At 73.3% G+C, this 22416-nt stretch carries 20 protein-coding genes; 10 read left to right on the top strand and 10 right to left on the bottom strand.

All coding sequences use genetic code 11. The annotated features are described in order from the left end of the window. The first annotated feature begins 151 nt into the window (after window positions 1–151). The 6 genes from ACIPSE_RS02470 to ACIPSE_RS02495 all read left to right on the top strand — a co-directional run bounded on the left by ACIPSE_RS02470 (window position 152) and on the right by ACIPSE_RS02495 (window position 6664). A complete protein-coding gene (locus ACIPSE_RS02470; RefSeq protein WP_401656538.1) occupies window positions 152–1189 on the top strand; it encodes a LacI family DNA-binding transcriptional regulator in 1038 nt (345 codons plus the stop codon). Continuing rightward, the gene (locus ACIPSE_RS02475; RefSeq protein WP_401656540.1) at window positions 1186–2715 is read left to right on the top strand and encodes a sugar ABC transporter ATP-binding protein; all 1530 of its coding nucleotides are present in this window, start codon (window positions 1186–1188) and stop codon (window positions 2713–2715) included. Before ACIPSE_RS02470 ends, ACIPSE_RS02475 begins: the two co-directional genes overlap by 4 nt. Further along, on the top strand, window positions 2705–4651 hold the full coding sequence (locus ACIPSE_RS02480; RefSeq protein WP_401656542.1) for a substrate-binding domain-containing protein: 1947 nt from the start codon (window positions 2705–2707) through the stop codon (window positions 4649–4651). The genes ACIPSE_RS02475 and ACIPSE_RS02480 overlap by 11 nt, the downstream gene beginning before the upstream one ends. Window positions 4652–4716: 65 nt before the next feature. Next, on the top strand, window positions 4717–5619 hold the full coding sequence (locus ACIPSE_RS02485; protein WP_401656544.1) for a ribokinase: 903 nt from the start codon (window positions 4717–4719) through the stop codon (window positions 5617–5619). Continuing rightward, entirely contained in the window at window positions 5616–6005 is a 390-nt protein-coding gene (gene rbsD / locus ACIPSE_RS02490; RefSeq protein ID WP_401656546.1) for a D-ribose pyranase, read from the top strand. Before ACIPSE_RS02485 ends, rbsD begins: the two co-directional genes overlap by 4 nt. 278 nt (window positions 6006–6283) lie before the next feature. Further along, window positions 6284–6664, top strand: a complete 381-nt coding sequence (locus ACIPSE_RS02495; RefSeq protein WP_401656548.1) for a DUF937 domain-containing protein — start codon at window positions 6284–6286, stop codon at window positions 6662–6664. Between the two features lie 30 nt (window positions 6665–6694). Here ACIPSE_RS02495 and ACIPSE_RS02500 read toward each other — a convergent pair whose 3' ends face one another. Genes ACIPSE_RS02500 through ACIPSE_RS02510 form a run of 3 tightly spaced genes read right to left on the bottom strand, consistent with a single transcriptional unit; the run spans window position 6695 to window position 9821 of the window. Next, window positions 6695–7525, bottom strand: a complete 831-nt coding sequence (locus ACIPSE_RS02500) for a sugar phosphate isomerase/epimerase family protein (RefSeq protein WP_401656551.1) — start codon at window positions 7523–7525, stop codon at window positions 6695–6697. Next, a complete protein-coding gene (locus tag ACIPSE_RS02505) occupies window positions 7522–8673 on the bottom strand; it encodes a dihydrodipicolinate synthase family protein (RefSeq protein ID WP_401656553.1) in 1152 nt (383 codons plus the stop codon). Before ACIPSE_RS02505 ends, ACIPSE_RS02500 begins: the two co-directional genes overlap by 4 nt. Then, complete coding sequence (locus ACIPSE_RS02510; RefSeq protein ID WP_401656555.1) at window positions 8670–9821, bottom strand: Gfo/Idh/MocA family protein; 1152 nt, start codon at window positions 9819–9821, stop codon at window positions 8670–8672. The genes ACIPSE_RS02505 and ACIPSE_RS02510 overlap by 4 nt, the downstream gene beginning before the upstream one ends. Window positions 9822–10123: 302 nt before the next feature. On the opposite strand from ACIPSE_RS02510, the gene ACIPSE_RS02515 reads away from it, so the two are divergent. Beyond that, window positions 10124–11170, top strand: coding sequence for a LacI family DNA-binding transcriptional regulator (locus ACIPSE_RS02515; RefSeq protein ID WP_401656557.1), 1047 nt, complete (start codon window positions 10124–10126; stop codon window positions 11168–11170). Window positions 11171–12514: 1344 nt separating this feature from the next. Here ACIPSE_RS02515 and ACIPSE_RS02520 read toward each other — a convergent pair. After that, window positions 12515–14191 (bottom strand): methyltransferase, encoded by a 1677-nt coding sequence (locus ACIPSE_RS02520; RefSeq protein ID WP_401656559.1) that lies wholly within the window; start codon window positions 14189–14191, stop codon window positions 12515–12517. A gap of 42 nt (window positions 14192–14233) precedes the next feature. After that, entirely contained in the window at window positions 14234–15433 is a 1200-nt protein-coding gene (locus ACIPSE_RS02525) for a 4-hydroxybenzoate 3-monooxygenase (protein ID WP_401656561.1), read from the bottom strand. A gap of 303 nt (window positions 15434–15736) precedes the next feature. On the opposite strand from ACIPSE_RS02525, the gene ACIPSE_RS02530 reads away from it, so the two are divergent. Further along, entirely contained in the window at window positions 15737–16669 is a 933-nt protein-coding gene (locus tag ACIPSE_RS02530) for a GNAT family N-acetyltransferase (protein WP_401656563.1), read from the top strand. A gap of 10 nt (window positions 16670–16679) precedes the next feature. Continuing rightward, window positions 16680–17480 carry a sugar phosphate isomerase/epimerase family protein gene (locus tag ACIPSE_RS02535; protein WP_401656565.1) on the top strand — a complete coding sequence of 267 codons (801 nt, stop codon included), beginning with the start codon at window positions 16680–16682 and terminating at the stop codon, window positions 17478–17480. Here the strand turns inward: ACIPSE_RS02535 and ACIPSE_RS02540 are convergent. From ACIPSE_RS02540 to ACIPSE_RS02560, 5 genes are all read right to left on the bottom strand, one after another. After that, window positions 17464–18033 (bottom strand): RBBP9/YdeN family alpha/beta hydrolase, encoded by a 570-nt coding sequence (locus ACIPSE_RS02540; RefSeq protein ID WP_401656567.1) that lies wholly within the window; start codon window positions 18031–18033, stop codon window positions 17464–17466. The genes ACIPSE_RS02535 and ACIPSE_RS02540 overlap by 17 nt on opposite strands. Window positions 18034–18116: 83 nt before the next feature. Continuing rightward, window positions 18117–18752, bottom strand: coding sequence for a GNAT family N-acetyltransferase (locus tag ACIPSE_RS02545; RefSeq protein ID WP_401656569.1), 636 nt, complete (start codon window positions 18750–18752; stop codon window positions 18117–18119). Window positions 18753–18798: 46 nt separating this feature from the next. Beyond that, window positions 18799–19212, bottom strand: a complete 414-nt coding sequence (locus tag ACIPSE_RS02550; RefSeq protein WP_401656571.1) for a hypothetical protein — start codon at window positions 19210–19212, stop codon at window positions 18799–18801. 8 nt (window positions 19213–19220) lie between these two features. Further along, the gene (gene aroA / locus ACIPSE_RS02555) at window positions 19221–20453 is read right to left on the bottom strand and encodes a 3-phosphoshikimate 1-carboxyvinyltransferase (protein ID WP_401656573.1); all 1233 of its coding nucleotides are present in this window, start codon (window positions 20451–20453) and stop codon (window positions 19221–19223) included. A gap of 4 nt (window positions 20454–20457) precedes the next feature. Next, window positions 20458–21372, bottom strand: coding sequence for an EamA family transporter (locus ACIPSE_RS02560; protein WP_401656575.1), 915 nt, complete (start codon window positions 21370–21372; stop codon window positions 20458–20460). A gap of 89 nt (window positions 21373–21461) precedes the next feature. On the opposite strand from ACIPSE_RS02560, the gene ACIPSE_RS02565 reads away from it, so the two are divergent. After that, the gene (locus ACIPSE_RS02565; protein WP_401656577.1) at window positions 21462–22379 is read left to right on the top strand and encodes a LysR family transcriptional regulator; all 918 of its coding nucleotides are present in this window, start codon (window positions 21462–21464) and stop codon (window positions 22377–22379) included. Window positions 22380–22416: the final 37 nt, after the last annotated feature.

Raw genomic sequence — 22416 nt, forward strand, 5'->3', positions numbered from 1 at the left:
TCCCGGGCCCCGCACCCGCGCTCAGATGAGCTCCCTTCATCACGATCGGGTCTCGGGATGCCTCCAGGGTCTTGATTAACCTCCGTGTAATCGATTCCAATCCTCGGTACACGACACCGTGTAATCGATTCCACGAGGAGGTGGAGCGGCGATGGCGAGCATCAAGGACGTCGCGGCCCGGGCAGGCGTGTCCGTCGCCACGGTCTCGCGCGTCCTGAACGACCATCCGTCGGTCAGCGCCGACGCACGCACGCGCGTGCTGGCCGCCGTCGACGCGCTGGGCTACCGCCCGAACGCTGTCGCCCGTTCGCTGCGCACCGACCAGACCCGCACCCTCGGCCTGGTCATCAGCGACGTCCTCAACCCGTACTTCACCGAACTGGCCCGCTCGGTGGAGGAGGAGGCCCGCGCGCTCGGCTACAGCGTCATCATCGGCAACGCCGACGAACGGCCCGACCTCCAGGACCACCACGTACGGACCCTCCTCGACCGGCGGATCGACGGGCTGCTCGTCTCCCCCACCGACGGCGGCTCGCCGCTGATGCTGGACGCGGCGCGGGCCGGGACGCCGATGGTGTTCGTCGACCGGTGGATCCCGGGCCTCGACGTGCCCGTCGTACGGGCCGACGGCCGGGACGCGGTGCGGGACCTCGTCGCGCATCTGCACGGGCTCGGGCACCGGCGGCTCGCGATCATCGCGGGACCGGCCGCCACCACGACCGGCCGGGAGCGCGTACAGGTCTTCCGGGAGTCCCTGGCGGCGTACGGGCTCGGGCTCCCGGACGCCTACATCGGCCAGGGCGACTTCCAGGCCGAGAGCGGACGCCGGGTCACCGAGGGCTTCCTCGACCTGGCCGAGCCGCCCGAGGCCGTCTTCGCGGCCGACAACCTGATGGCGCTCGGCGCGCTCGACGCCGTCCGCGCGCGTGGACTGCGCGTGCCCGACGACATCGCGCTCGCCGCCTTCGACGACATCCCGTGGTTCGTGCACACCGATCCGCCGGTCACCGCGATCGCCCAGCCCACGGGCGAGCTGGGCCGGGCCGCCGTACGCGCGCTCGTCGACCGCATCGAGGGGCGGCCCCCGCAGTCCGTCACCCTCACCGCCCGTCTCGTCGTACGCCGCTCGTGCGGCGAGCGGCCGGCCCCACCGGAGCCGGCCCCCGTACAGAACAGGAGCCAGTCGTGAGCAACGCGGACGAGTTGCTGCGCATCGAGGGCATCAGGAAGACCTTCCCGGGCGTGGTCGCGCTGGACAGCGTGGACTTCGACCTGCGCCGGGGCGAGGTCCATGTCCTGCTCGGTGAGAACGGCGCGGGCAAGAGCACGCTGATCAAGATGCTCTCCGGCGCCTACACGCCCGACGCGGGCAGGATCCTGGCGGCCGGCGAGGAGGTGCGCATCCACGGTGCGCAGGACTCCGAGCGGCTCGGGATCGCCACCATCTACCAGGAGTTCAACCTCGTCCCCGATCTCACGGTCGCCGAGAACATCTTCCTGGGCCGCCAGCCGCGCCGCCTCGGGATGATCGACCGCAAGCGGATGGAGGCCGACGCCGAGGTCCTGCTGAAGCGGGTCGGTGTCGACGTGTCGCCCCGCGCGCGGGTCCGCGAACTCGGCATCGCGCGCCTCCAGATGGTCGAGATCGCGAAGGCGCTGAGCCTGGACGCGCGCGTCCTGATCATGGACGAGCCGACCGCGGTGCTCACCTCCGAGGAGGTCGAGAAACTCTTCGCGATCGTGCGCCAGTTGCGCGAGGACGCCGTCGGGATCGTCTTCATCACCCACCACCTGGAGGAGATCGCCGCCCTCGGCGACCGGGTGACCGTGATCCGGGACGGCCGCTCCGTGGGACAGGTGCCCGCCTCCACTCCCGAGGACGAGCTGGTGCGGCTGATGGTCGGCCGGTCCATCGAGGCGCAGTACCCGCGCCAGGACACCGACAAGGGCGCCGCCCTGCTGGCCGTCGAGGGCCTCACCCGCGACGGCGTCTTCCACGACGTCTCCTTCGAGGTGCGCGCCGGTGAGGTCGTCGGCATCGCAGGGCTGGTCGGCGCGGGCCGTACCGAGGTCGTCCGGGCCGTCTTCGGGGCGGACCCCTATGACGAGGGCGCCGTGAAGGTCGCCGGGACCGCGCTGCGGCGGCACGACGTCAACGCGGCCATGGCGGCCGGGATCGGGCTGATCCCCGAGGACCGCAAGGGCCAGGGACTGGTCCTGGACGCGTCCGTCGAGGAGAACCTCGGTCTGGTGACGCTGCGTTCGGCCACGCGCGCGGGGCTCGTCGACCTGAAGGGCCAGCGGGAGGCCGCGGCCCGGATCGCCGGGCAGCTGGGCGTGCGGATGGCCGGACTGGGCCAGCACGTAAGGACGTTGTCCGGCGGCAACCAGCAGAAGGTCGTCATCGGCAAGTGGCTGCTGGCCGACACCAAGGTGCTGATCCTCGACGAGCCGACCCGTGGCATCGACGTCGGCGCCAAGGTCGAGATCTACCAGCTGATCAACGAACTCACCGCGGCCGGCGCGGCCGTGCTGATGATCTCCAGCGATCTGCCCGAGGTCCTCGGCATGAGCGACCGGGTCCTGGTCATGGCGCAGGGCCGGATCGCGGGCGAACTCTCCGCCGACGAGGCGTCGCAGGACGCCGTGATGGCGCTCGCCGTCAGCAACCCCACGCACGAGAAGAACGGAACGGAGGCCACCCGTGGCCAGTGACACGCTCAAGAGCACGACGGGCGCGAGCGGCGCCTCGGGGCTGCGCCGGCTGCTCCTCGACAACGGCGCGCTGACCGCGCTGATCGTCCTCGTCATCGCGATGTCGGCGCTGTCCGGCGACTTCCTGACCACCGACAACCTGCTGAACGTCGGCGTCCAGGCGGCCGTGACGGCCATCCTCGCCTTCGGCGTCACCTTCGTGATCGTCTCCGCGGGCATCGACCTCTCGGTCGGTTCGGTCGCCGCGCTGTCGGCCACCGTCCTTGCCTGGAGCGCCACTTCGCAGGGCATGCCCGTCGTCGTAGCGGTCCTGCTGGCGGTCGTGACGGGCATCGCGTGCGGTGTCGTCAACGGCTTCCTGATCTCCTACGGCAAGCTGCCGCCGTTCATCGCGACGCTCGCGATGCTGTCGGTGGCCCGCGGTCTGTCGCTGGTGATCTCGCAGGGCTCCCCCATCGCGTTCCCCTCGTCGGTCTCCCACCTCGGGGACACGCTCGGCGGCTGGCTGCCGGTGCCGGTGCTCGTGATGGTCGTCATGGGGCTCCTGACCGCCTTCGTGCTCGGCCGGACCTACATCGGCCGCTCGATGTACGCGATCGGCGGCAACGAGGAGGCGGCGCGCCTGTCCGGGCTGCGGGTGAAGCGGCAGAAGCTCGCGATCTACGCCTTCTCGGGTCTGTTCGCCGCCGCCGCGGGCATCGTGCTGGCCGCACGTCTGTCGTCCGCGCAGCCGCAGGCCGCGCAGGGCTACGAGCTGGACGCGATCGCGGCGGTCGTCATCGGCGGCGCGTCGCTCGCGGGCGGTACGGGCAAGGCGTCCGGGACGCTGATCGGCGCGCTGATCCTCGCGGTGCTCAGGAACGGGCTCAACCTCCTGTCGGTGTCCGCCTTCTGGCAGCAGGTCGTCATCGGTGTCGTGATCGCGCTCGCGGTGCTGCTGGACACGGTGCGCCGCAAGGCCGGGGCGACCCCGGTGGCGGCCGGGACCGGCGGCAGCAAGGGGAAGCAGGCGGTGACGTACCTGCTCGCGGCCGTCGTCGCGGCGGCGGTCGTCGGCGCCACGTCCCTGCTGCACGGCGGCGCGTCGGACGCGAAGACGCAGCGGATCGGCCTGTCGCTGTCGACGCTCAACAACCCGTTCTTCGTGCAGATCCGGGCCGGCGCGCAGGCCGAGGCGAAGAAGCTGGGCGTGGACCTGACCGTCACGGACGCGCAGAACGACGCCTCGCAGCAGGCCAACCAGCTGGAGAACTTCACCAGTTCGGGACTCGGCACGATCATCGTCAACCCGGTGGACTCCGACGCGGTCACCCCGGCGGCGAAGTCCGTCAACAAGGCGGACATCCCGCTGATCGCCGTCGACCGCGCCGTCAACAACGCCGACACGACGGCGCTGGTGGCCTCCGACAACGTCACCGGCGGCAAGCTCGCCGCCAAGTCGCTCGCGGAGAAGCTCGGCGGCAAGGGGCGGATCGTGATCCTCCAGGGCCAGGCCGGTACGTCGGCGGCGCGTGAGCGCGGCTCCGGCTTCACCGAAGGGCTCAAGGACTACCCGGGCATCGAGGTCGTCGCCCAGCAGCCCGCCGACTGGGACCGCACCAAGGGCCTGGACGTCATGACCAACCTCCTCCAGGCCAACCCGGACGTCGACGGCGTCTTCGCCGAGAACGACGAGATGGCCCTCGGCGCGATCAAGGCGCTCGGCGCGAAGGCCGGGAAGTCCGTGCAGGTCATCGGCTTCGACGGAACCGCGGACGGCCTGGACGCCGTCAAGGCGGGCACGTTGTACGCCTCGGTGGCCCAGCAGCCCGCGGAACTCGGGAAGATCGCCGTGCGCAACGCGGTGAAGGCGGCCGAGGAGAAGAAGGTCGAGAAGTCGGTGATGGTGCCGGTGAAGGTGGTCACCAAGGAGAACGTGGCCGGCTTCACGGGCTGACACGGGATCACGGACCGGGCCCCGGGGCGGCGCACGCCCCGGGGGACTGACAGGGGAGCATGTTCATGTACGACTACGACCTCCTGGTCGTGGGATCCGCCAACGCCGATCTCGTCATCGGTGTCGAGCGGCGGCCGGGCGCCGGGGAGACCGTGCTCGGCTCCGACCTGGCCGTCCATCCGGGCGGCAAGGGCGCCAACCAGGCGGTCGCCGCCGCCCGGCTCGGGGCCCGCACCGCCCTGCTGGCCCGGGTCGGGGACGACGCGCACGGCCGGCTGCTGCTGGACTCGCAGCGCTCGGCCGGGGTGGACACGGTGGGCGTCCTGGTCGGCGGCGCGCCGACCGGGGTCGCGCTGATCACCGTGGACCCGTCGGGCGACAACAGCATCGTGGTGTCACCGGGCGCGAACGGGCATCTGACCCCGGCGGACGTCCGGGCCGCGGGCAGCCTCTTCCAGGCCGCCCGGGTGGTGTCGGCACAGTTGGAGATCCCGTTGGAGACGGTGACGGCGGTCGCCGCGAGCCTGGGCCCGGACAGCCGCTTCGTGCTCAACCCGTCGCCGCCCCAGCCGTTGCCCGCGGTGGTCCTCGCCGCGTGCGATCCGCTGATCGTCAACGAGCACGAGGCGAAGGTCATCCTCGGTGACTCCGCGACCGGGGACGAGCCCGAGGACTGGGCGCGGCTCCTGCTGGCGAAGGGGCCGCGGTCGGTGGTCGTGACCCTGGGGTCCGAGGGCGCGCTGGTCGCCTCCCCGGCCGGTCTGGTGCGCGTCCCCTCCGTCGAGGTGGAGGCCGTCGACACGACCGGTGCGGGCGACGCGTTCACGGCGGCGCTGGCGTACCGGCTCGGCACGGGGGCCTCCCTCGCCGACGCCGCGGCGTACGCGGCCCGGGTGGGCGCGGCGGCGGTGACCAAGGAGGGCGCGCAGGTGTCCTTCCCGACGGCGGAGGAGGTCGAGGCGCTGTGAGGAACGGTGGCATCCTGAACCGTCATCTCGCGGGCGCACTCGCGGAGTTGGGCCACGGCGACGGGGTTCTCGTCTGCGACGCCGGGATGCCGATCCCGGCCGGGCCGCGCGTGGTCGACCTCGCCTTCCGGGCGGGGGTGCCGTCCTTCGCCGACGTACTGGACGGTCTCCTGGCCGAGTTGGTGATCGAGGGCGCGACCGCGGCGGCCGAGGTCCGCGACGCGAACCCGGCGGCGGCGAAGCTCCTCGACGGGCACTTCCCCGCACTCGAACTCGTCCCGCACGAGACCCTCAAGCGCCTCTCGGCCGACACCCGCCTCGTCGTCCGCACGGGCGAGGCGCGTCCGTACGCGAACGTGCTGCTGCGCTGCGGGGTGTTCTTCTAGCGAACGCCCTCCGGCACCTTCCGGAGAAATTCGAGGGGGCCTGGTCCGTCGACCAGGCCCCCTCGGGTTTTCCCCTCCGTATCAGAACCCCCGCGATCCCCCCAGATCCCCTCCCCAGAAGTCCTGATGCCACGTACGACCCGCGAGGTGGGGGGAGGGTTGTACGTCTTCTCAAGATTTTCCGGCCGGTTTTCCGGGCGGCTCCTTCGGCCCTCCGCCGGGGCCGCGCCGTCCGGCTCGACATGCCGCCGTCCCCGACCGGACGTAGCGTTTCAGGCATGAGTGAACACAGTGGCGCCTCCCTCGAAGGGGACGTGCTCCAGGAGCTGGGGGACGACAAGGTCGCGGAGATCGCGGGGCTGCTGGGGACGGACGCGGCGGGGGCGCGGGACGTGGTCGGTACGACCGTGTCGGCGCTGTCGGGGGCCGCGGCGGACGTGCCCGAGGAGGAAGAGGCGCCGCTGGAGGGCATCGTGACCCTGGGCGGGCTCGCGTCGGGCGGGCTGCTGGCCGGGGTCCTCGCGAAGGCGGCGAAGCCGGTGGCGAACGCGGTGGCCAAGAAGACCGGGCTGCCGCCGGCGACGGTGACGCGGGTGATCGAGATGGTCGTGCCGGTCGTGGTGGCCGTGCTGACCAAGCGGGCGGCGAGGAAGAAGTAGCCTCCTCCCCCGCCGCTCGCCGGACGGTCGTCAGCCGACGTGTTCCGCGAAACGCGCCGCCGTCTCCGCCAGCACCTCGCGGCCGTCCCGGGCCCACAGGCCGTCGTTGAACAGCTCGACCTCGATCGCGCCGGTGTAGCCGGCCGCCTCGACGTACCCGAGCCACTCGCGCATGTCGATCGCGCCGTCGCCGATCTGGCCGCGGCCGTTGAGGACACCCTCGGGCAACGGGGTGGTCCAGTCGGCGAGTTGGAAGGTGTGGATACGGCCGCCCGCGCCCGCCCTGGCGATCTGCGCGGGCGCGTCGTCGTCCCACCAGACGTGGTACGTGTCGACGGTGACACCGACCTGGTGGGCCGGGAAGCGCTCCGCGAGGTCCAGCGCCTGCTTGAGGGTGGAGACCACGCAGCGGTCGGAGGCGTACATCGGGTGCAGCGGCTCGATGGCGAGACGTACGCCGTTCCGCTCGGCGTACGGGCCCAGTTCGGCGAGCGCGTCGGCGATGCGTTCGCGCGCGCCGTGCAGGTCCTTGGAGCCGGCGGGCAGGCCGCCGGAGACGAGGACCAGGACCTCGGTGCCGAGGGTCGCGGCCTCGTCGATCGCGCGCCGGTTGTCGGCGAGGGCCGCCGTCCGCTCGGCGGCGTCGATCGCCGTGAAGAAGCCGCCCCGGCACAGGGTGGTGACCGTCAGGCCCGTGTCGCGCAGCAGCTTGGCCGTGGCCTCCAGGCCGTACGACTGGACGGGCTCGCGCCACAGGCCGACGTTGCGGACACCCAATGTGCCGCAGGTCTCGGCCAGTTCGGGCATCGAGAGCTGCTTGACCGTCATCTGGTTGATGGAGAAGCGGGAGAGGTCGGTCACTGGGTCACCCCGTAGAGCGCGAGCAGGTTCTTCATGCGCTCCTCCGCGAGCTTCGGGTCGGGGAACAGGCCCAGACCGTCGGCGAGTTCGTAGGCGCGGGCGAAGTGCGGGAGGGAACGGGCGGACTGGAGGCCGCCGACCATCGTGAAGTGCGCCTGGTGACCCGCGAGCCAGGCGAGGAAGACCACGCCCGTCTTGTAGAAGCGGGTCGGCGTCTGGAAGAGGTGGCGGGACAACTCGACGGTGGGGTCGAGGAGTTCGCGGAAGCCCGCGACGTTCCCGGTGTCCAGGACGCGGACCGCCTCGGCGGCGAGCGGGCCCAGCGGGTCGAAGATGCCGAGCAGGGCGTGGCTGAAGCCCTGTTCGTCGCCCGCGATCAGCTCGGGGTAGTTGAAGTCGTCGCCGGTGTAGCAGCGGACCCCGTCGGGGAGCCTGCGGCGCAGGTCGATCTCGCGCTGGGCGTCCAGGAGGGAGACCTTGATGCCGTCGACCTTGTCGGGGTGGGCGGCGATGACCTCCAGGAAGGTGTCCGTGGCCGCGTCCAGGTCGGACGAGCCCCAGTAGCCCTCCAGCGCCGGGTCGAACATCGGGCCGAGCCAGTGCAGGACGACCGGTTCGGCGGCCTGGCGCAGGAGGTGCCCGTAGACCTCGACGTAGTCCTCGGGGCCACGGGCGGCGGCGCACAGGGCGCGGGAGGCCATCAGGATCGCCTGGGCGCCCGACTCCTCCACGACGGCGAGCTGCTCCTCGTAGGCCGCCCGCACCTCGGCGAGGGAGCCGGAGGCGATCTGGTCGGTGCCGACGCCGCAGGCGATCCGGCCGCCGACCGACTTCGCCTCGGCGGCGCTGCGCCGGATCAGTTCGGCGGCGCCCGCCCAGTCCAGGCCCATGCCGCGCTGGGCGGTGTCCATCGCCTCGGCGACGCCGAGCCCGTGGGACCACAGGTGGCGGCGGAAGGCGAGGGTGGCGTCCCAGTCGACGGCGGCGGGCGAGTCGGGTGACACGTCCGCGAAGGGGCCGGCGACGACGTGCGCCGCCGAGTAGACGACGCGCGAGGTGAAGGGTGCGCTCGGGGTGAGCGCGAGGGGTTCCTGGCGGGGCTCGTACGCCCTCAGGACACCGCCGCTGTCCGGGAGTCGGATGGTCACAGGCCGATCTCCGGGACGTCCAGGCGGCGGCCCTCGGACGAGGACTTCAGGCCCAGCTCGGCGAGCTGCACGCCGCGGGCGCCGGCCAGCAGGTCCCAGTGGTAGGGGGCGTCGGCGTAGACGTGCTTGAGGAACAGCTCCCACTGCGCCTTGAAGCCGTTGTCGAACTCGTCGTTGTCCGGGATCTCCTGCCACTGGTCGCGGAAGGAGTAGGTGGCGGGGATGTCCGGGTTCCAGACCGGCTTGGGCGTCGCCGAGCGGTGCTGGACACGGCAGTTGCGCAGACCCGCGACGGCCGAGCCCTCGGTGCCGTCCACCTGGAACTCGACGAGCTCGTCGCGGTTGACGCGCACGGCCCAGGAGGAGTTGATCTGGGCGATGGCGCCGCCGTCGAGCTCGAAGATGCCGTAGGCGGCGTCGTCGGCGGTGGCGTCGTAGGGCTTGTCGTTCTCGTCCCAGCGCTGCGGGATGTGGGTGGCGGCGATGGCCTGGACGGACTTCACCCGGCCGAACAGCTCGTGCAGCACATACTCCCAGTGCGGGAACATGTCGACGACGATGCCGCCGCCGTCCTCGGCGCGGTAGTTCCACGACGGGCGCTGGGCCTGCTGCCAGTCGCCCTCGAAGACCCAGTAACCGAACTCGCCGCGGATGGAGAGGATCCGGCCGAAGAAGCCGCCGTCGATGAGGCGCTTCAGCTTGAGCAGGCCGGGGAGGAAGAGCTTGTCCTGGACGACGCCGTGCTTGATGCCGGCGTCCTTGGCGAGGCGGGCCAGCTCCAGGGCGCCCTCCAGGCCGGTGGCGGTGGGCTTCTCGGTGTAGAGGTGCTTGCCGGCGGCGATGGCCTTCTTGAGGGCCTCCTCGCGGGCGGAGGTGACCTGGGCGTCGAAGTAGATGTCGACGGTGGGGTCGGCGAGGACCTCGTCGACGTCCGTCGACCAGTGCTCCAGGCCGTGCTGCTCGGCGAGCGCCTTCAGGGCGTGCTCGCGGCGGCCGACCAGGATCGGCTCCGGCCACAGCACGGTGCCGTCGCCGAGGTCGAGGCCCCCCTGTTCGCGCAGTGCCAGGATCGAGCGGACGAGGTGCTGGCGGTAGCCCATGCGCCCGGTCACACCGTTCATGGCGATACGCACCGTCTTGCGTGTCACGGCAGTCCCTTCGTCAATGTCGTACGCGGTTGTGCGCGCCGCGTACGCCCCTAGTGGACTTACCGGAGTCCCCCACTGGTTAACGTGTCAGCAAGCGCTTTCTATCACTGTAGAAGCTAGCCTCTGAGCAGCGGTCTGGACAAGACCGGGACGGGGTCGAGTTGTTCGAGCGTGCGAACAACTTCGGTTCGAGGGGGCGAACAAGTGGGTTCACTGGCTCTAAGGTCTGCTCGAAACCAATGCCCTGCGCAGATGCGTGTACAACGAGGTACGACTGAGATGCGCGACCGGAGGACGACGAGATGACGGTGACCCTGGCGGACGTGGCGGCCCGCGCGCAGGTCTCGCCCGCGACGGTGTCGCGCGTGCTGAACGGCAACTATCCCGTGGCCGCGTCCACGCGGGAACGCGTGCTGCGGGCCGTAGACGAGCTGGACTACGTGCTGAACGGGCCTGCGAGCGCGCTGGCCGCGGCCACCTCCGACCTGGTCGGCATCCTGGTGAACGACATCGCCGACCCCTTCTTCGGGATCATGGCGAGCGCGATCCAGGCCGAGATCGGGGGCCCCGGGGGACGTGCGGGCGGCGAGCGGCTCGCCGTCGTCTGCAACACGGGCGGCTCCCCCGAGCGCGAGCTGACCTATCTGACCCTGCTCCAGCGGCAGCGGGCCGCCGCCGTCGTCCTGACCGGCGGGGCGGTGGAGGACGCGCCGCACGTCGCGGCCGTCGCGGCCAAGCTGCGCAGGCTCGCCGAGGCGGGCACACGGGTCGTGCTGTGCGGGCGCCCGCCGGCCCCGGACACCGGCGCCATCGCGCTCACCTTCGACAACCGCGGCGGCGGGCGGGCCCTCACCGAGCACCTCATCGGGCTCGGCCACCGGCGGCTCGGCTACATCGCGGGCCCCGAGGAGCGGACGACGACCCGGCACCGGCTGGAGGGCCACCGTGTCGCGCTCGCCGAGGCGGGCATCACGGAGGACCCCCGCTGGACCGTGCACGGCCGCTACGACCGGCGGTCCGGCTACGAGGCGACGCTGGAGCTGCTGCGCCGCGACCCCTCGCTCACGGCCGTCGTCGCCGCCAACGACTCCGTCGCCCTCGGCGCCTGCGCGGCCCTGCGCGACTCCGGCCTGCGCATCCCGGACGACGTCTCCGTCGCCGGCTTCGACGACCTCCCCTTCAGCATCGACTCGGTCCCCGCCCTGACGACGGTCCGCCTCCCCCTCTCGGACGCGGGCGCCCGCGCGGGCCGCATCGCGATGGGCCGCGAGGAGGAACCGCCCGGGGGGATCGCGGTGATACGGGGGGAGTTGATGGTGCGGGGCTCCTCCGGAGCACCTCGGACCTGACCGCCCGACACCCACCGGGGGCTACCGCCCTCCCCGGCAGTACGTGACCGGCCGGCCGGGTGAGGATCCTCGCGGGGCGTTGCACGCGGGGCCGACGGCCGGGCCGCCGGGGGTCCCGCACCCGGGGGGCGCATGCCGGTACCCGGCAGCACGGAGGAGTCGGTGAGCGCTGAGAGACACCCTGGTCGGTCGATCAGCTCCGGCGCACGACCGGCCGGCCGACGAAGAACCGCGCGCGGGACGCTGCTGCATGCGGGGGGGGCGGCGGCCGAGGACCGGGACGCCGGAAGACCCGCACCCAGGGAGCGCATGCCGGTACCCGGCAGCACGGTCATGCCGGTGAGCGCTGAGAGGCGGCCCGGCCGGTCGCCCGGCTCCGGCGCCCAACCCGAGGAACCGAGCGCGGGGCACTGCTGCACGGGGAGATCCGCACCCGGGGAGCGCGCCGGGTTCCCGGCAGCAGGGAGGAGTCGGTGAGCGCTGAGAGACACCCCGGTCGGTCGATCAGCTCCGGCGCACGACCGGCCGGCCGACGAAGAACCGCGCGCGGGACGCTGCTGCATGCAGGGGGTCGGCGGCCGAAGACCAGGGTGCCGGGAGACCCGCACCCAAGGAGCGCATGCCCGTACCCGGCAGCACGGACATACCGGTGAGCACTGAGAGACGGCCCGGCCGGTCGACCTGCTCCGGCACCCGACCGGCCGACGAGGAACCCCGTGCGAGACGCTGCTGCATGCAGGGGGTCGGCGGCCGAAGACCGGGACGCCGGAAGACCCGCACCCAGGGAGCGCATGCCCGTACACGGCAGCACGGTCATACCGGTGAGCCCTGCGAGACGGCCCGGCCGGTCAACCGGCTCCGGCGCCCAACCTGTCGACCGGAGCAGGCACCGGGCAGAGCGCCCTCCTGGGGAACCGGTGTCCAGGGAGGCGGGTCCCCGGGAGACCCGGGCCGATGTCCGAGGTGACGTCATGGCTGTGGCCGGCCGGGGCGGACACCGAGGCGCCGACTGAACGGACTCCGCCGGAAGGCTCCGAACCGTGGCCGCCGACGTGGCCGCCACCAGCCGGAACGGGCCCTGTTCGGCGCCCCCCCAAAAAAAGGCCCGGCCCGGCACGCCGTACGGCGACCGCGGTGCCGTCGGGCGGAGCGCCGGGGCATCCCGCCCGCCGGGCAACGTGCCCCCGAAATCAGCGGCGCCCGGGGCGAGACGCGCCCCCGGCGAACCCACATGGCCGCCGCCCGCCGGAACGTCGCCCAAGGGCCCGGCACCACACCACCGCGCGCCCGGCCGGGACCTCGGTTCGAGGTGTGGGAGCCGTGCCGTTGTGGCGGGGTGTGCTCTCAGGTCCTCCGGAATCGGAGCAGTGCGCCCTGCAAGGGCAGGGGGTCGGTGCCGAGGTGGGTGAAGCCCGACCTGGTCGCCAGGTCGCGGTAGTGGGGTTCCGTGCGTTCCCGGCCGCCCACGTTGCAGAGCATGTGGACGTCCCAGGCGACGGCGAGGGAGAAGGTGCCGTCCGGGGGCAGGAGGCGTTCGACGAGGAGGAGTTCGGCGCCCGTCGGCATCGCCTCGGCGCAGCGGTCCAGGATGGTCAGGCACTGGGCGTCGTCCCAGTCGTGCAGGACGCGGGACAGGACGTAGAGGTCGCCGCCCCGGGGGATCTCCTCGGTGAAGTCGCCGGTGACGAAGTCGCAGCGGTCGGTGAGGCCCGCGTCGGCGAAGGCCTTGCGGGCGGCGTCCAGGGCCTGCGGGCGCTCCAGGAGGACGCCGTCGAGGTGGGGCGCGGCGGTGAGCAGGCGGCGCAGGAGTTCGCCGTTGCCGCCGGCGACGTCGACCACGACCCGGTGGGCGCGGAGGTCCACGAGGCCGGGCACCGGGGCGAACATGGGGGCGCTCGCCGCCATGGCCCGGTGGAAGAGGTCGCCCTGCTCGGCGTGGCGGGCGAAGTACGCGAAGTGGTGCTCGCCGAAGAGCCGCGCGAACCCCTCCTGACCGGTGCGCACCGCGTGACCGAGTTCGCCGAACGAGCGGTAGAACGGGCCGCCGTAGAGCAGCGCGAGGGGGTGGAAGGACTGGGGGTCCGTGGTGCGCAGCGGGGCGCCCAGGTCGGTGAGGCGGTAGGAGTCGGCGGGGTGCTCCGTCACCAGGCCCACGCCCGTCAGATAGCGCAACAGCCGTCCGAGGGAGTCCTCGTGGCATCCCGTCAGCGCCGCCAGTGTGGCGCGGTCCGTGCCCGGGTGGCTCTCCAGGTGGTCGGCCAGGCGGAGTTCGGCCGCCGTGGCGACGGCCTGGGTGGCCCAGGCGCCGGTCATCAGGTGCAGCAGGCGGTCGCGGGGCGGTTCGGCGGCGGAGCGGCGCAGGTGGTCGGCGAGGGTCTCGGGGTGGTGGCCGGGGACGTAGAGCTCGATGCGTCGGGCGGCCGTACGGAAGTACAGGACCGTCGCGTTCTCGTGCGGGTTGTGGCCGCCGCCGTCGGGCAGGGCGCCCGCGCGTCCGGCCAGCAGGGACGTTACGCCATGGACCAGCGTCGGCGTGGGGGCGGCGACCACGAACGCGGTGTGGGCCTCGTGGCCGGCCAGGCGCTCGGCGTCCGCGAGGGCGGTGAGCGAGGAGCCGTCGGGCACCTCCAGGACGAAGATCTCGATCTCGCCGTCCCCGTCGCCGGTGTCGGGGACCCGGGCGCGCAGGATGCCGACCGGGAGTTCGGCGGCGGGTCTGCCGTACCGCTCGGCGAGCCGGCCCCGCACGACGACGCTCGCGGTCGGCTCCGCGGGGCGCAGACCGTGCGCGGACAGTTCCTCGCGCAGTCCGGTGAGGGTGCGCGGGAAGACGAGCAGGGCGGTGTGGGCGAGCCGGAGATGGCGGCCGAGGTCCTGGCGTTCCTCGGCGGTGAGGTCCGGAAGGACGGCGTCCAGGGCGCTCGCCGTGTCGTTCCGGCGGACGAACTCGGCCGCCTGCTCGATGCGGTCGAGGTCCGCCGGGTGCAGGCGGTGCTCGGGCGTCGTCGGCGCGATGGCCATGGGTGGGGTGTCCTCTGGTAGTGGGGGCACGGGCGGCGTCGGTCAGATGCCCACGTAGCCGTCGGCGAAGGAGTGCTGGTGGGGCAGGGAGGTGCGCAGGGTCTCCAGGCGGGCGTCGCGCAGGGAGCGCAGGAAGCGGGACTCCTCGTCGTCGCCGGCGGGCGCGTGCAGCAGGCCGATCATCCAGTGGGAGAACTCCTGGGCCCGCCAGATCCGCGGCAGACAGGTGGCCGAGTAGCGGGCCAGCGGCTCCTCGTCGCCCCGGTGGAGCGCGGCGGCGAACCCCTCCGCGAGGGTCCGGGCGGCCATGACGGCGAGGTTGGCGCCCTTGGCCGCCGACGGGCTGATCAGGCCCGCGGCGTCACCGGCGAGGAAGAGCCGCCCGTGCTGCATCGGGTCGAGCACGTCCGACTCCAGGTCGACGAGGGCGCGTTCCAGGAGGGGGCCGCGGCGCAGCGGGCCGAACCGTTCCGCCCGCATCCGCAGGTCGAGTTCGGCCCAGATCTCGGCGTCGCTCCAGGACTCGGCGCGGTCCTCGGGCGCGCACTGGAGGTAGTAGCGGGTGACGGCCGGGGTGCGGGCCATGTGACCGGCGAAGCCCCGCTCGTGGACGGCGTACGTCACGGCGGGCAGCGAGGGCGGGGCCTCGGCCAGCAGGGCGAGCCAGGTCACGCCGTGCCGGCGCCGGTGCCGCCGTACCGTTCCTGCGGGCAGCAGGCGGCGGGAGATCCCGTGCCGTCCGTCGCACCCGGCCACGTACCGGCCGCTCAGGCGGTACGGCGTGCCGTCCGGGCCCTCGGCGGTCAGCCAGGGGCGGTCGCCGTCGAGGCCGCCCATCGCGCTGACCGTCGTCCCGAACCGCAGGTCGCCGCCGCGGCGCAGGAACGCGTCCACGAGGTCGGCCACCAGTTCCTGCTGCGGGTACACGGTGTGCGACTCGCGCCGGCCGAGGTCGGCGTAGCGCAGGGCGAACTCGCCGCTCCCGGTGCGGAAGACGCAGACGCCGTGCTCCCGGCCGCGCGCCTTCAGGCCGTCGGCCAGGCCGTGGTCGGCGAGGACGCGCACGGTGTCGGCGGCCAGGAAGCCCGCCCGCGCGCGCCGCTCGACGTGCGCGCGGCTGCCGCGCTCCACGATCAGGCAGTCGACACCCGCCGCCAGCAGCAGGTTGCCGAGCACCAGCCCGGCCGGTCCGGCGCCCACGACGAGGACCGTCGTCTCGTCCACGGGGGACTGTGTTGTCACCTTTGCTCCTGCTCGCTGATCAATCGTGTGGATTCATAGCAGCTTGAGAAGAATCAGTGATCACGTTGCACGGTCGTCAAGAATGCGGAACACACCGCCTCCCGGCACCCCACCCCCTCATGACCTGGGGTGATGCGAACGAGGGCGCCGTTCACGCGAACAGCCGTTTCACTCGTTCGAGATCATCGGCGCGCGGTCCCGTCCACGCGGGGGCCTCGCCGGCCGGGCCGGACTCCCTGGACGGGTCAGGGGTGCCGCCGTACGGTATCTCTGACTGAGTCAACCATCCGGGAGTTGGCGATCATGACCGTCCAGGACATCCGCGCATTCAACCGCTTCTACACGAACGTCATCGGCGCCCTCGACTACAGCCGTCACCTGTACGCCCCGTACACGCTCACCGAGGCCCGCGTCCTGTACGAGCTGGCGCACTCGCCGCGCACCGACGCGGCGGACCTGCGGACCGAACTGACCCTGGACGCGGGCTACTTGAGCCGCATCCTGAACAAGTTCGAGCAGGACGGGCTGATCGAGCGGGCCGCCTCCGCGCGCGATCCGCGCCGGCGCCGGGTCACCCTGACGCCGCGCGGCCGGGAGGCGGCGGCGCTGCTCGCCGAGCGGGCGGACGAATCGGTGGGGGCGCTGCTGGCGACGGTCCCCTCCGCCGAGCGGCCCCGGCTCGCCGAGGCGATGGACACCGTCCGCGCCCTGCTCTCCGAGGGCCGTCCGCCGCGCCGCGAGGACGTGCTGCTGCGCGAACCGGGCCCCGGCGACCTCGGCTGGATCGTGTCGCGCAACGCGGCCCTCTACTTCGCCGAGCACGGCTTCAACGCCGACTACGAGGGCCTGGTCGCCCGGATCGTCGCCGACTTCGCCGAGGACCACGACCCGCATCTGGAGCGGGTGTGGATCGCCGAGCTGGACGGCCGCCCGGTGGGGTGCGTGATGTGCGTACGAGACGACGCGCCGGCGACGGCCCGGCTGCGGCTGCTCCTCGTCGAGCCCGGCGCGCGCGGGCTGGGCATCGGCGACCGGCTGGTGGGCGCGGTCGTCGGCTTCGCGCGCGGTGTCGGCTACCGCGACCTCGTCCTGTGGACCAACGACGTCCTGTCCTCCGCCCGCCACATCTACCAGCGGCACGGTTTCGTGCTCCTCGCCGAGAAACCCCACCGCTCCTTCGGGAAGGACCTGGTCGGCCAGGACTGGCGTCTGGACCTCACCGGCGCCGGCGGGTGAGATGGGTTCCATGAAACTGGCGTTCTCCACCCTGGGCGTGCCCGGGCTCCCCCTGACCGACGTCCTGCGACTCGCCGACGAGCACGGCTATCACGGCGTGGAACTGCGCGCCCACCCCGAGGAACCCGTCCACCCCGGCATCGGCGGCGCCGAACGGGCGGAGACGGCCAAGCGGTTCTCGGACGCGGGGACGGAGGTGCTGGGCGTCGCGGGCTACGCGCGCGTGGCGGCCCCCGGCCCGGACGGGCCCGTCCTGGACGAGATCCGCGCCCTCCTCGACCTCGCCCACGACCTCGGCGCGCCCTTCGTCCGGGTGTTCCCGGGGGCGGCCCCGGGGCAGCCGCGCGCCGACGCGGACGCCACGGCCGCGCGGCGGCTGGGCACCGCCGCCGAGTACGCGGCCGACGCGGGCGTGCGCGTGCTGCTGGAGACCCACGACTCGCACCGCACCGGCGCGGACGCCATCCGCGTCCTCGGCCCCGTCGGCCACCGCCACGTCGGCTCCCTGTGGGACGTCATGCACACCTGGCTCGGCGGCGAGCAGCCCGGCGAGACGTACGCCGCCCTCTCCCCGTACCTCGGCTACGTCCAGGTCAAGGACATCGCCTCGGCCGAGGACACCACACCGCTGCGGCTCGGCGCGGGCGTGCTGCCGCTCGCCGAGTGCGTGGAGATCCTCTCCCGGCACGGCTGGGACGGCTGGCTGTGCTGGGAGTACGAGAAGCGGTGGTACGAGGGCGCGGTGCCGCTGCCGGGCATCCTCGGCCGGGGCCGTGAGCACCTGGGGCGGCTGCTCAACGATTCGGCGTGAGCGGCGCTCCGGCGTCCAGGCACCACGCCAGGACGGCGGGCCAGGGTCCGTAACCGGCGTCCAGGTCCAGGTGCGCGGCGCCCGGCAGGAGCCGTGTGGTGATGCCGTACGGCTCGCCGTACTCCTGGCCGGCGCCGCCCGGGCAGTACGGGTCGTCGTCCCCGGCGGCCAGCAGCGTCGGCCCGGGCAGGGCGAACCCCGGGGCGGGCGGGGCGAACGCGGCGACCTCGGGCAGGCCCGCGAGGGTCGCGCCGGACGGCGGGGCGACGAGCAGCACCCGCCCCACGCCGGCCGTGCCCGGCACGCCCCGGTCGAGCGCGTGCAGCCACAGCACCGCGGACAGGCTGTGCGCGAGGACGACGTCCGGCGCGGCCTGTGCCAGGTGCCGGGCCAGTTCGCCGAGCCACACGTCGAGCGAGGGGTCGTCGGCGTCGGGCAGCTGGGGATAGGTGACGTCGTGGCCGAGTTCCCCGAGCCGGTCGGCCAGCCAGTGCTGCCAGTGGTCCCGCGGCCGGTGGTTCTGCCACCCGTGGAGGACGAGATAGGAGGTCATGCCGCCGATCGTTTCCGATCGGGCCGGGACCGGTCCAGTCGTTCCCTCCGCGGACGGCTGCCGGGCGGGCCCCTCTTGCGGGGTCAATCCGCTCCGCGCCGCGCGAACCGGGACACCCGCTCCTCCAGGAGGGTTCTCGTCCCGGGCCATTCCTGCGACGTGAGGGAGAAGACCGCCGAGTCGCGCAGGCGGCCCTCCTCGCCCGGCGCCCAGGAGCGGGACCAGTTGCGCAGGACGCCCTCGAAGCGGGCGCCGACGCTCGTGATGGCCGCGCGGGAACGGGCGTTGCGTGCGTCCGTCTTGAGGTCGACCCGGGACACGCCCCACTCCTCGAAGGCGTGCCGGAACAGCAGGTACTTGGCCTCGGCGTTCACGCCCGTGCCCTGGGCCGGGGCGGACAGCCAGGTGAAGCCGATCTCGACGGCGTCGAGCGCGTCGTCCGAGAGCCAGCTGCGGGGGTCCCAGAAGGAGGTGGCGCCGACCGCGCGGCCCGTCGCCGCCGAGATCTGCGCGTACGGCGCGAGGCGGCCGGAGGCGGCGCGGGCGAGCTGGGCGTCGATGTACCCGGCGACCTCGTCCGCCCTCGGCACCCAGGTGTAGGCGTAGCTGCCCCGGTCCTCCTCCGCGGCCGTCGCCAGCTCGGCGGCGTGCCGGTGCCCGAGCGGCTCCAGGCGGACCAGCGCGCCCTCCAGGCCCGGCCCTCGCAGTACGAAACCCACCTCGTGCCCTCTCCGATCGAAACGGTGCGCGGCCGAGGCCCGCGCGTCAGAACAGTGCGAGGAGCTCGGTCAGTTCCCCGACCGACAGCACCTTCGCGTCCGGCGGCACGCCCGTCCCGTCACGGCACAGCACCCGCCCCGCGTATCCCCGCTCGACGGCCACGGCGACCCGTTCCGGGTCCCGGTCGACGAACAGGCATTGTTCGGGGCGCAGTTCCAGCGCCCCGCTCGCCTGCTCGCGCCGCACGGCGTAGGCCTCGAAGAAGCCGTCGATGCCCAGCTCCGCGTGGGACGACGGCAGATCGGGCACGGTGCCGTCCGCCACCACCGCCATCCGGCCTCCCCTGCGGCGCAGTTCCCGCAGCGTCGGCAGGACCTCCGGATACAGTTCCCGCTCCGCCCCGGGCCGGGTCAGCACCCCGCCGGACCCGAACAGCACCGCGCGTAGCCACCCCGCCATGGAACCCCCTAGGGCTTGCTCCAAAGCTCCGCGAAGGCCTCGTGGAAGCCGGGGAAAGTCTTCCGTACACAGCCCGGATCGTCGAATGAAATTCCGTGTGTGCGAAGGGAGTTGACGGCGAAGGACATCACGATGCGGTGGTCGCCGTAGGTCTTGATGTCCGCGCCGGTGCAGGGGCCGGGGGTGATCTCGATCCAGTCCGGGCCGACCCGCGCGTCCACTCCCAGGCGCCGCAGGTTCTCCGCGCAGGCCTCCAGGCGGTCGCACTCCTTGACCCGGGTGTTGGCGACGTCCTCGATGCGGACCGGGCCGGACGCGAACGGGGCGATGGCCGCGAGGGTCGGCATGGTGTCGGAGATGTCCCGCATGGCGACGGTGAGCCCGCGCAGTTCGCCCGTGCCGCGGACCGTGGTGCGGTCCGCGCCGACCGTGACGTCCGCGCCCATCCGGCGCAGCACGTCGACGAAGCCCAGGTCCCCCTGGAGGGCGCCGGTGCCGAGGCCCGGCACGGTGACCTCGGCTCCCGGGGTGACCGCCGCCGCCGCGAAGAAGTAGCTCGCCGTGGACGCGTCGGGCTCGACGGCGTAGGTGGTGGCCCGGTAGCCGCCGGGCGGGACGACGAAGACATCGCCCTCGCGGCCCACCTCCGCACCGAAGGACCGCATCATCGCGATCGTGATCTCCACGTACGGCGCCGAGACCAGGTCCGTCACCCGGATGCGCAGGCCGCACCGGGTCAGCGGGCCGAGCAGCAGCAGCGCGGTGAGGTACTGGGAGGACTGGCCCGCGTCCAGGACGACCTCGCCGCCCTCGACGCCCGCCGCGCGCACGGTGAGCGGGTGGTGGCCCTCGGCGCCCTCGTGCCGCAGGTCCACGCCGAGGTCGCGCAGCGCGCGGGAGAGCGGGCCGAGGGGGCGGCGCCGCATCTGTTCCGAGGCGTCGAAGCGGTAGGTGCCGTGCCCGGCCGCGGCCAGCGTGGGCAGGAAGCGGGCGGTGGTCGCGCCGTCGCGGCAGTAGACGTCCGCGTCCGCCGCCGCGGGCCCCTCGGGGCGGCCGTCGATCTGCCAGGTGTCCGGGGTGCGGCCCACGCGGTAGCCGAGCCGCGTCAGGCCTTCGGCGAAGCCCTCGGTGTCGTCCGAGCGCAGCGGCCGGACCAGCGTGGTGACGCCGTCGGCAGCCGCCGCGAGGAAGAGCGCGCGGGCGGTGATGGACTTGGAACCGGGGATGTCGACTGCGGGCATGGGGTCATGATCGGACGACGGCCGCCTCGGGCGCCGGGGCGTCCACGGGATGGACCCGGGTCCGTCCCCGGAACGTGACCGAGGCGAGCGCGACCCCGCCGACCAGCAGGGCCGCCGCGCACCAGCGGAGCCCGCTGATGTCCTCCCCGAGGAAGAGGGCCGCCGAGGACATCCCGAAGACGGGGACGAGGAGGGAGAACGGGGCGACCGTCGACGCCGGGTGGCGGCGCAGCAGCCAGCCCCACGCGCCGAAGCCGAAGACGGTGGTGACCCAGGCGACGTAGACGACGGTGCCGGCGCCCTGCCAGTCGAGGGAGCGCAGGGCGTCGTAGTCGGCCGACGGGCCCTCCAGGAGCAGGGACAGGGCCAGCAGGGGCAGCACCGGGACCGTGCTCACCCACACCATGAAGTTCAGCGCGTCCGGGGGCGCGGCCCTGCGGGTCAGCACGTTGGACACGCCCCAGCAGGCCGCCGCCGCGACGCACAGGGCGAAGGCGCCGAGGGGGCCGGACGCGCCCTCGTCGACGGCGGCGACGCCGATCCCGGCCAGGGCGATCGCCATGCCCGCGACGCGGACGCCGGTGGGGCGTTCGCCGAGCACCGCGAAGGCCACCACGGCCGTGAAGACCGCCTGGATCTGGAGCACCAGCGACGACAGCCCGGCCGGCATGCCGTGGTCCATGGACACGAACAGCAGGCCGAACTTGGCCACACCGAGGACCAGTCCCACGCCCACGATCCACTTCCACGCCACCTTGGGCCGGCCCACCAGGAACACCGCGGGCAGGGCCGCCACCAGGAAGCGCAGGGCGGAGAAGAGCAGGGGCGGGAAGTGGTCGAGGCCGATCTCGATCACGGTGAAGTTGACGCCCCAGACGGCCGCGACGAGGACGGCGAGCGCGATGTGTGCAGGTCGCATGCGTCGAGGATCACCCGGCGCGACCGTGTAGCACCAGCGATGATTGCTGCATGGTGGGATGAAGCAGACGTAATCGATCGGAGGGTGCCGTGCTCGATCTGCAACGCCTTCGCGCCCTGCACGCCGTGTCCGTCCACGGCACCGTCGGCGCCGCCGCGGCGGCGCTCGGGTACACGCCGTCCGCCGTGTCGCAGCAGATCGCGAAGCTGGAGCGGGAGACCAGGACGGTCCTGCTCGAACGGGAGGGGCGGGGGGTGCGGCTCACCGCCGAGGCACTGCAACTCGTCGAGACCGCGGAGGAGTTGCTGGCGATCGTGGAGCGCGCGGAGACCGGCATCGAGCGGCGGCGCAACCAGCCGGCGGGGCGGCTGACCCTGGCCGCGTTCCCGTCCGCGGCGCGCGGGCTGCTGCCCGGGGTGCTCGCCGACCTGGCCGCGCGGCATCCGGCCCTGGACGTCCGGCTCTCCGAGGTCGACCCGCATCTGTCCGTCGGGCTGGTCGCCCGGGGCGCGCTGGACCTGGCGGTGGCGCACGACTGGGACATCGCGCCGCTGCCGGTGCCGCCGGGGGTGGAGCAGGCGGTGATCGGGGACGACCGGTGCACGCTGCTGGTGCCCGAGGGGCATCCCTTCACCCGGCGGCGCCGGGTGCGGCGGGAGGATCTGGCCGGGGAGCGCTGGGTGTGCCAGCCGCCCGGGCGGGTCTGCCACGACTGGCTGGTGCGCACCCTGCGGGCCGCCGGGCACGAGCCGGAGATCGTCCACCAGGCCGACGAGAACCCGACGCTGGTCGCCCTCGTCGCCGCCGGGCTCGGCATCTGCGTCGCCCCGCGCCTGGGCCGCGGCCCGCTGCCCGCCGGGGCCGTCGAGGTGGATCTGGAGCCGGCGCCGGTCCGGCGGCTGTACGCGCTGTGGCGCACGGGCGCGGCCGGGCGGCCGGCGATCACGGAGACGGTACGCACCTTGCGGGAGTGGTGGCCGAAGGTGTCGGCCCATCCGTCCCGTTGACCCCGGGCCTACCGACTTCCGGGATTCGGGCGCCGTC

It is taken from the genome of Streptomyces sp. NPDC090106 (genome assembly GCF_044747265.1).
In the GTDB taxonomy this organism is placed as follows: Bacteria; Actinomycetota; Actinomycetes; order Streptomycetales; family Streptomycetaceae; genus Streptomyces.

Excerpts from the sequence above, each read along its gene's own strand:
- ACIPSE_RS02560 (WP_401656575.1), bottom strand. The coding sequence starts at position 21,372 with ATGCGACCTGCACACATCGCGCTCGCCGTCCTCGTCGCGGCCGTCTGG.
- ACIPSE_RS02470 (WP_401656538.1), top strand. The coding sequence starts at position 152 with ATGGCGAGCATCAAGGACGTCGCGGCCCGGGCAGGCGTGTCCGTCGCC.
- ACIPSE_RS02495 (WP_401656548.1), top strand. The coding sequence starts at position 6,284 with ATGAGTGAACACAGTGGCGCCTCCCTCGAAGGGGACGTGCTCCAGGAG.
- ACIPSE_RS02485 (WP_401656544.1), top strand. The coding sequence starts at position 4,717 with ATGTACGACTACGACCTCCTGGTCGTGGGATCCGCCAACGCCGATCTC.
- ACIPSE_RS02540 (WP_401656567.1), bottom strand. The coding sequence starts at position 18,033 with ATGACCTCCTATCTCGTCCTCCACGGGTGGCAGAACCACCGGCCGCGG.
- aroA (WP_401656573.1), bottom strand. The coding sequence starts at position 20,453 with ATGCCCGCAGTCGACATCCCCGGTTCCAAGTCCATCACCGCCCGCGCG.
- ACIPSE_RS02535 (WP_401656565.1), top strand. The coding sequence starts at position 16,680 with ATGAAACTGGCGTTCTCCACCCTGGGCGTGCCCGGGCTCCCCCTGACC.
- ACIPSE_RS02530 (WP_401656563.1), top strand. The coding sequence starts at position 15,737 with ATGACCGTCCAGGACATCCGCGCATTCAACCGCTTCTACACGAACGTC.
- ACIPSE_RS02550 (WP_401656571.1), bottom strand. The coding sequence starts at position 19,212 with ATGGCGGGGTGGCTACGCGCGGTGCTGTTCGGGTCCGGCGGGGTGCTG.
- ACIPSE_RS02515 (WP_401656557.1), top strand. The coding sequence starts at position 10,124 with ATGACGGTGACCCTGGCGGACGTGGCGGCCCGCGCGCAGGTCTCGCCC.
- ACIPSE_RS02520 (WP_401656559.1), bottom strand. The coding sequence starts at position 14,191 with ATGGCCATCGCGCCGACGACGCCCGAGCACCGCCTGCACCCGGCGGAC.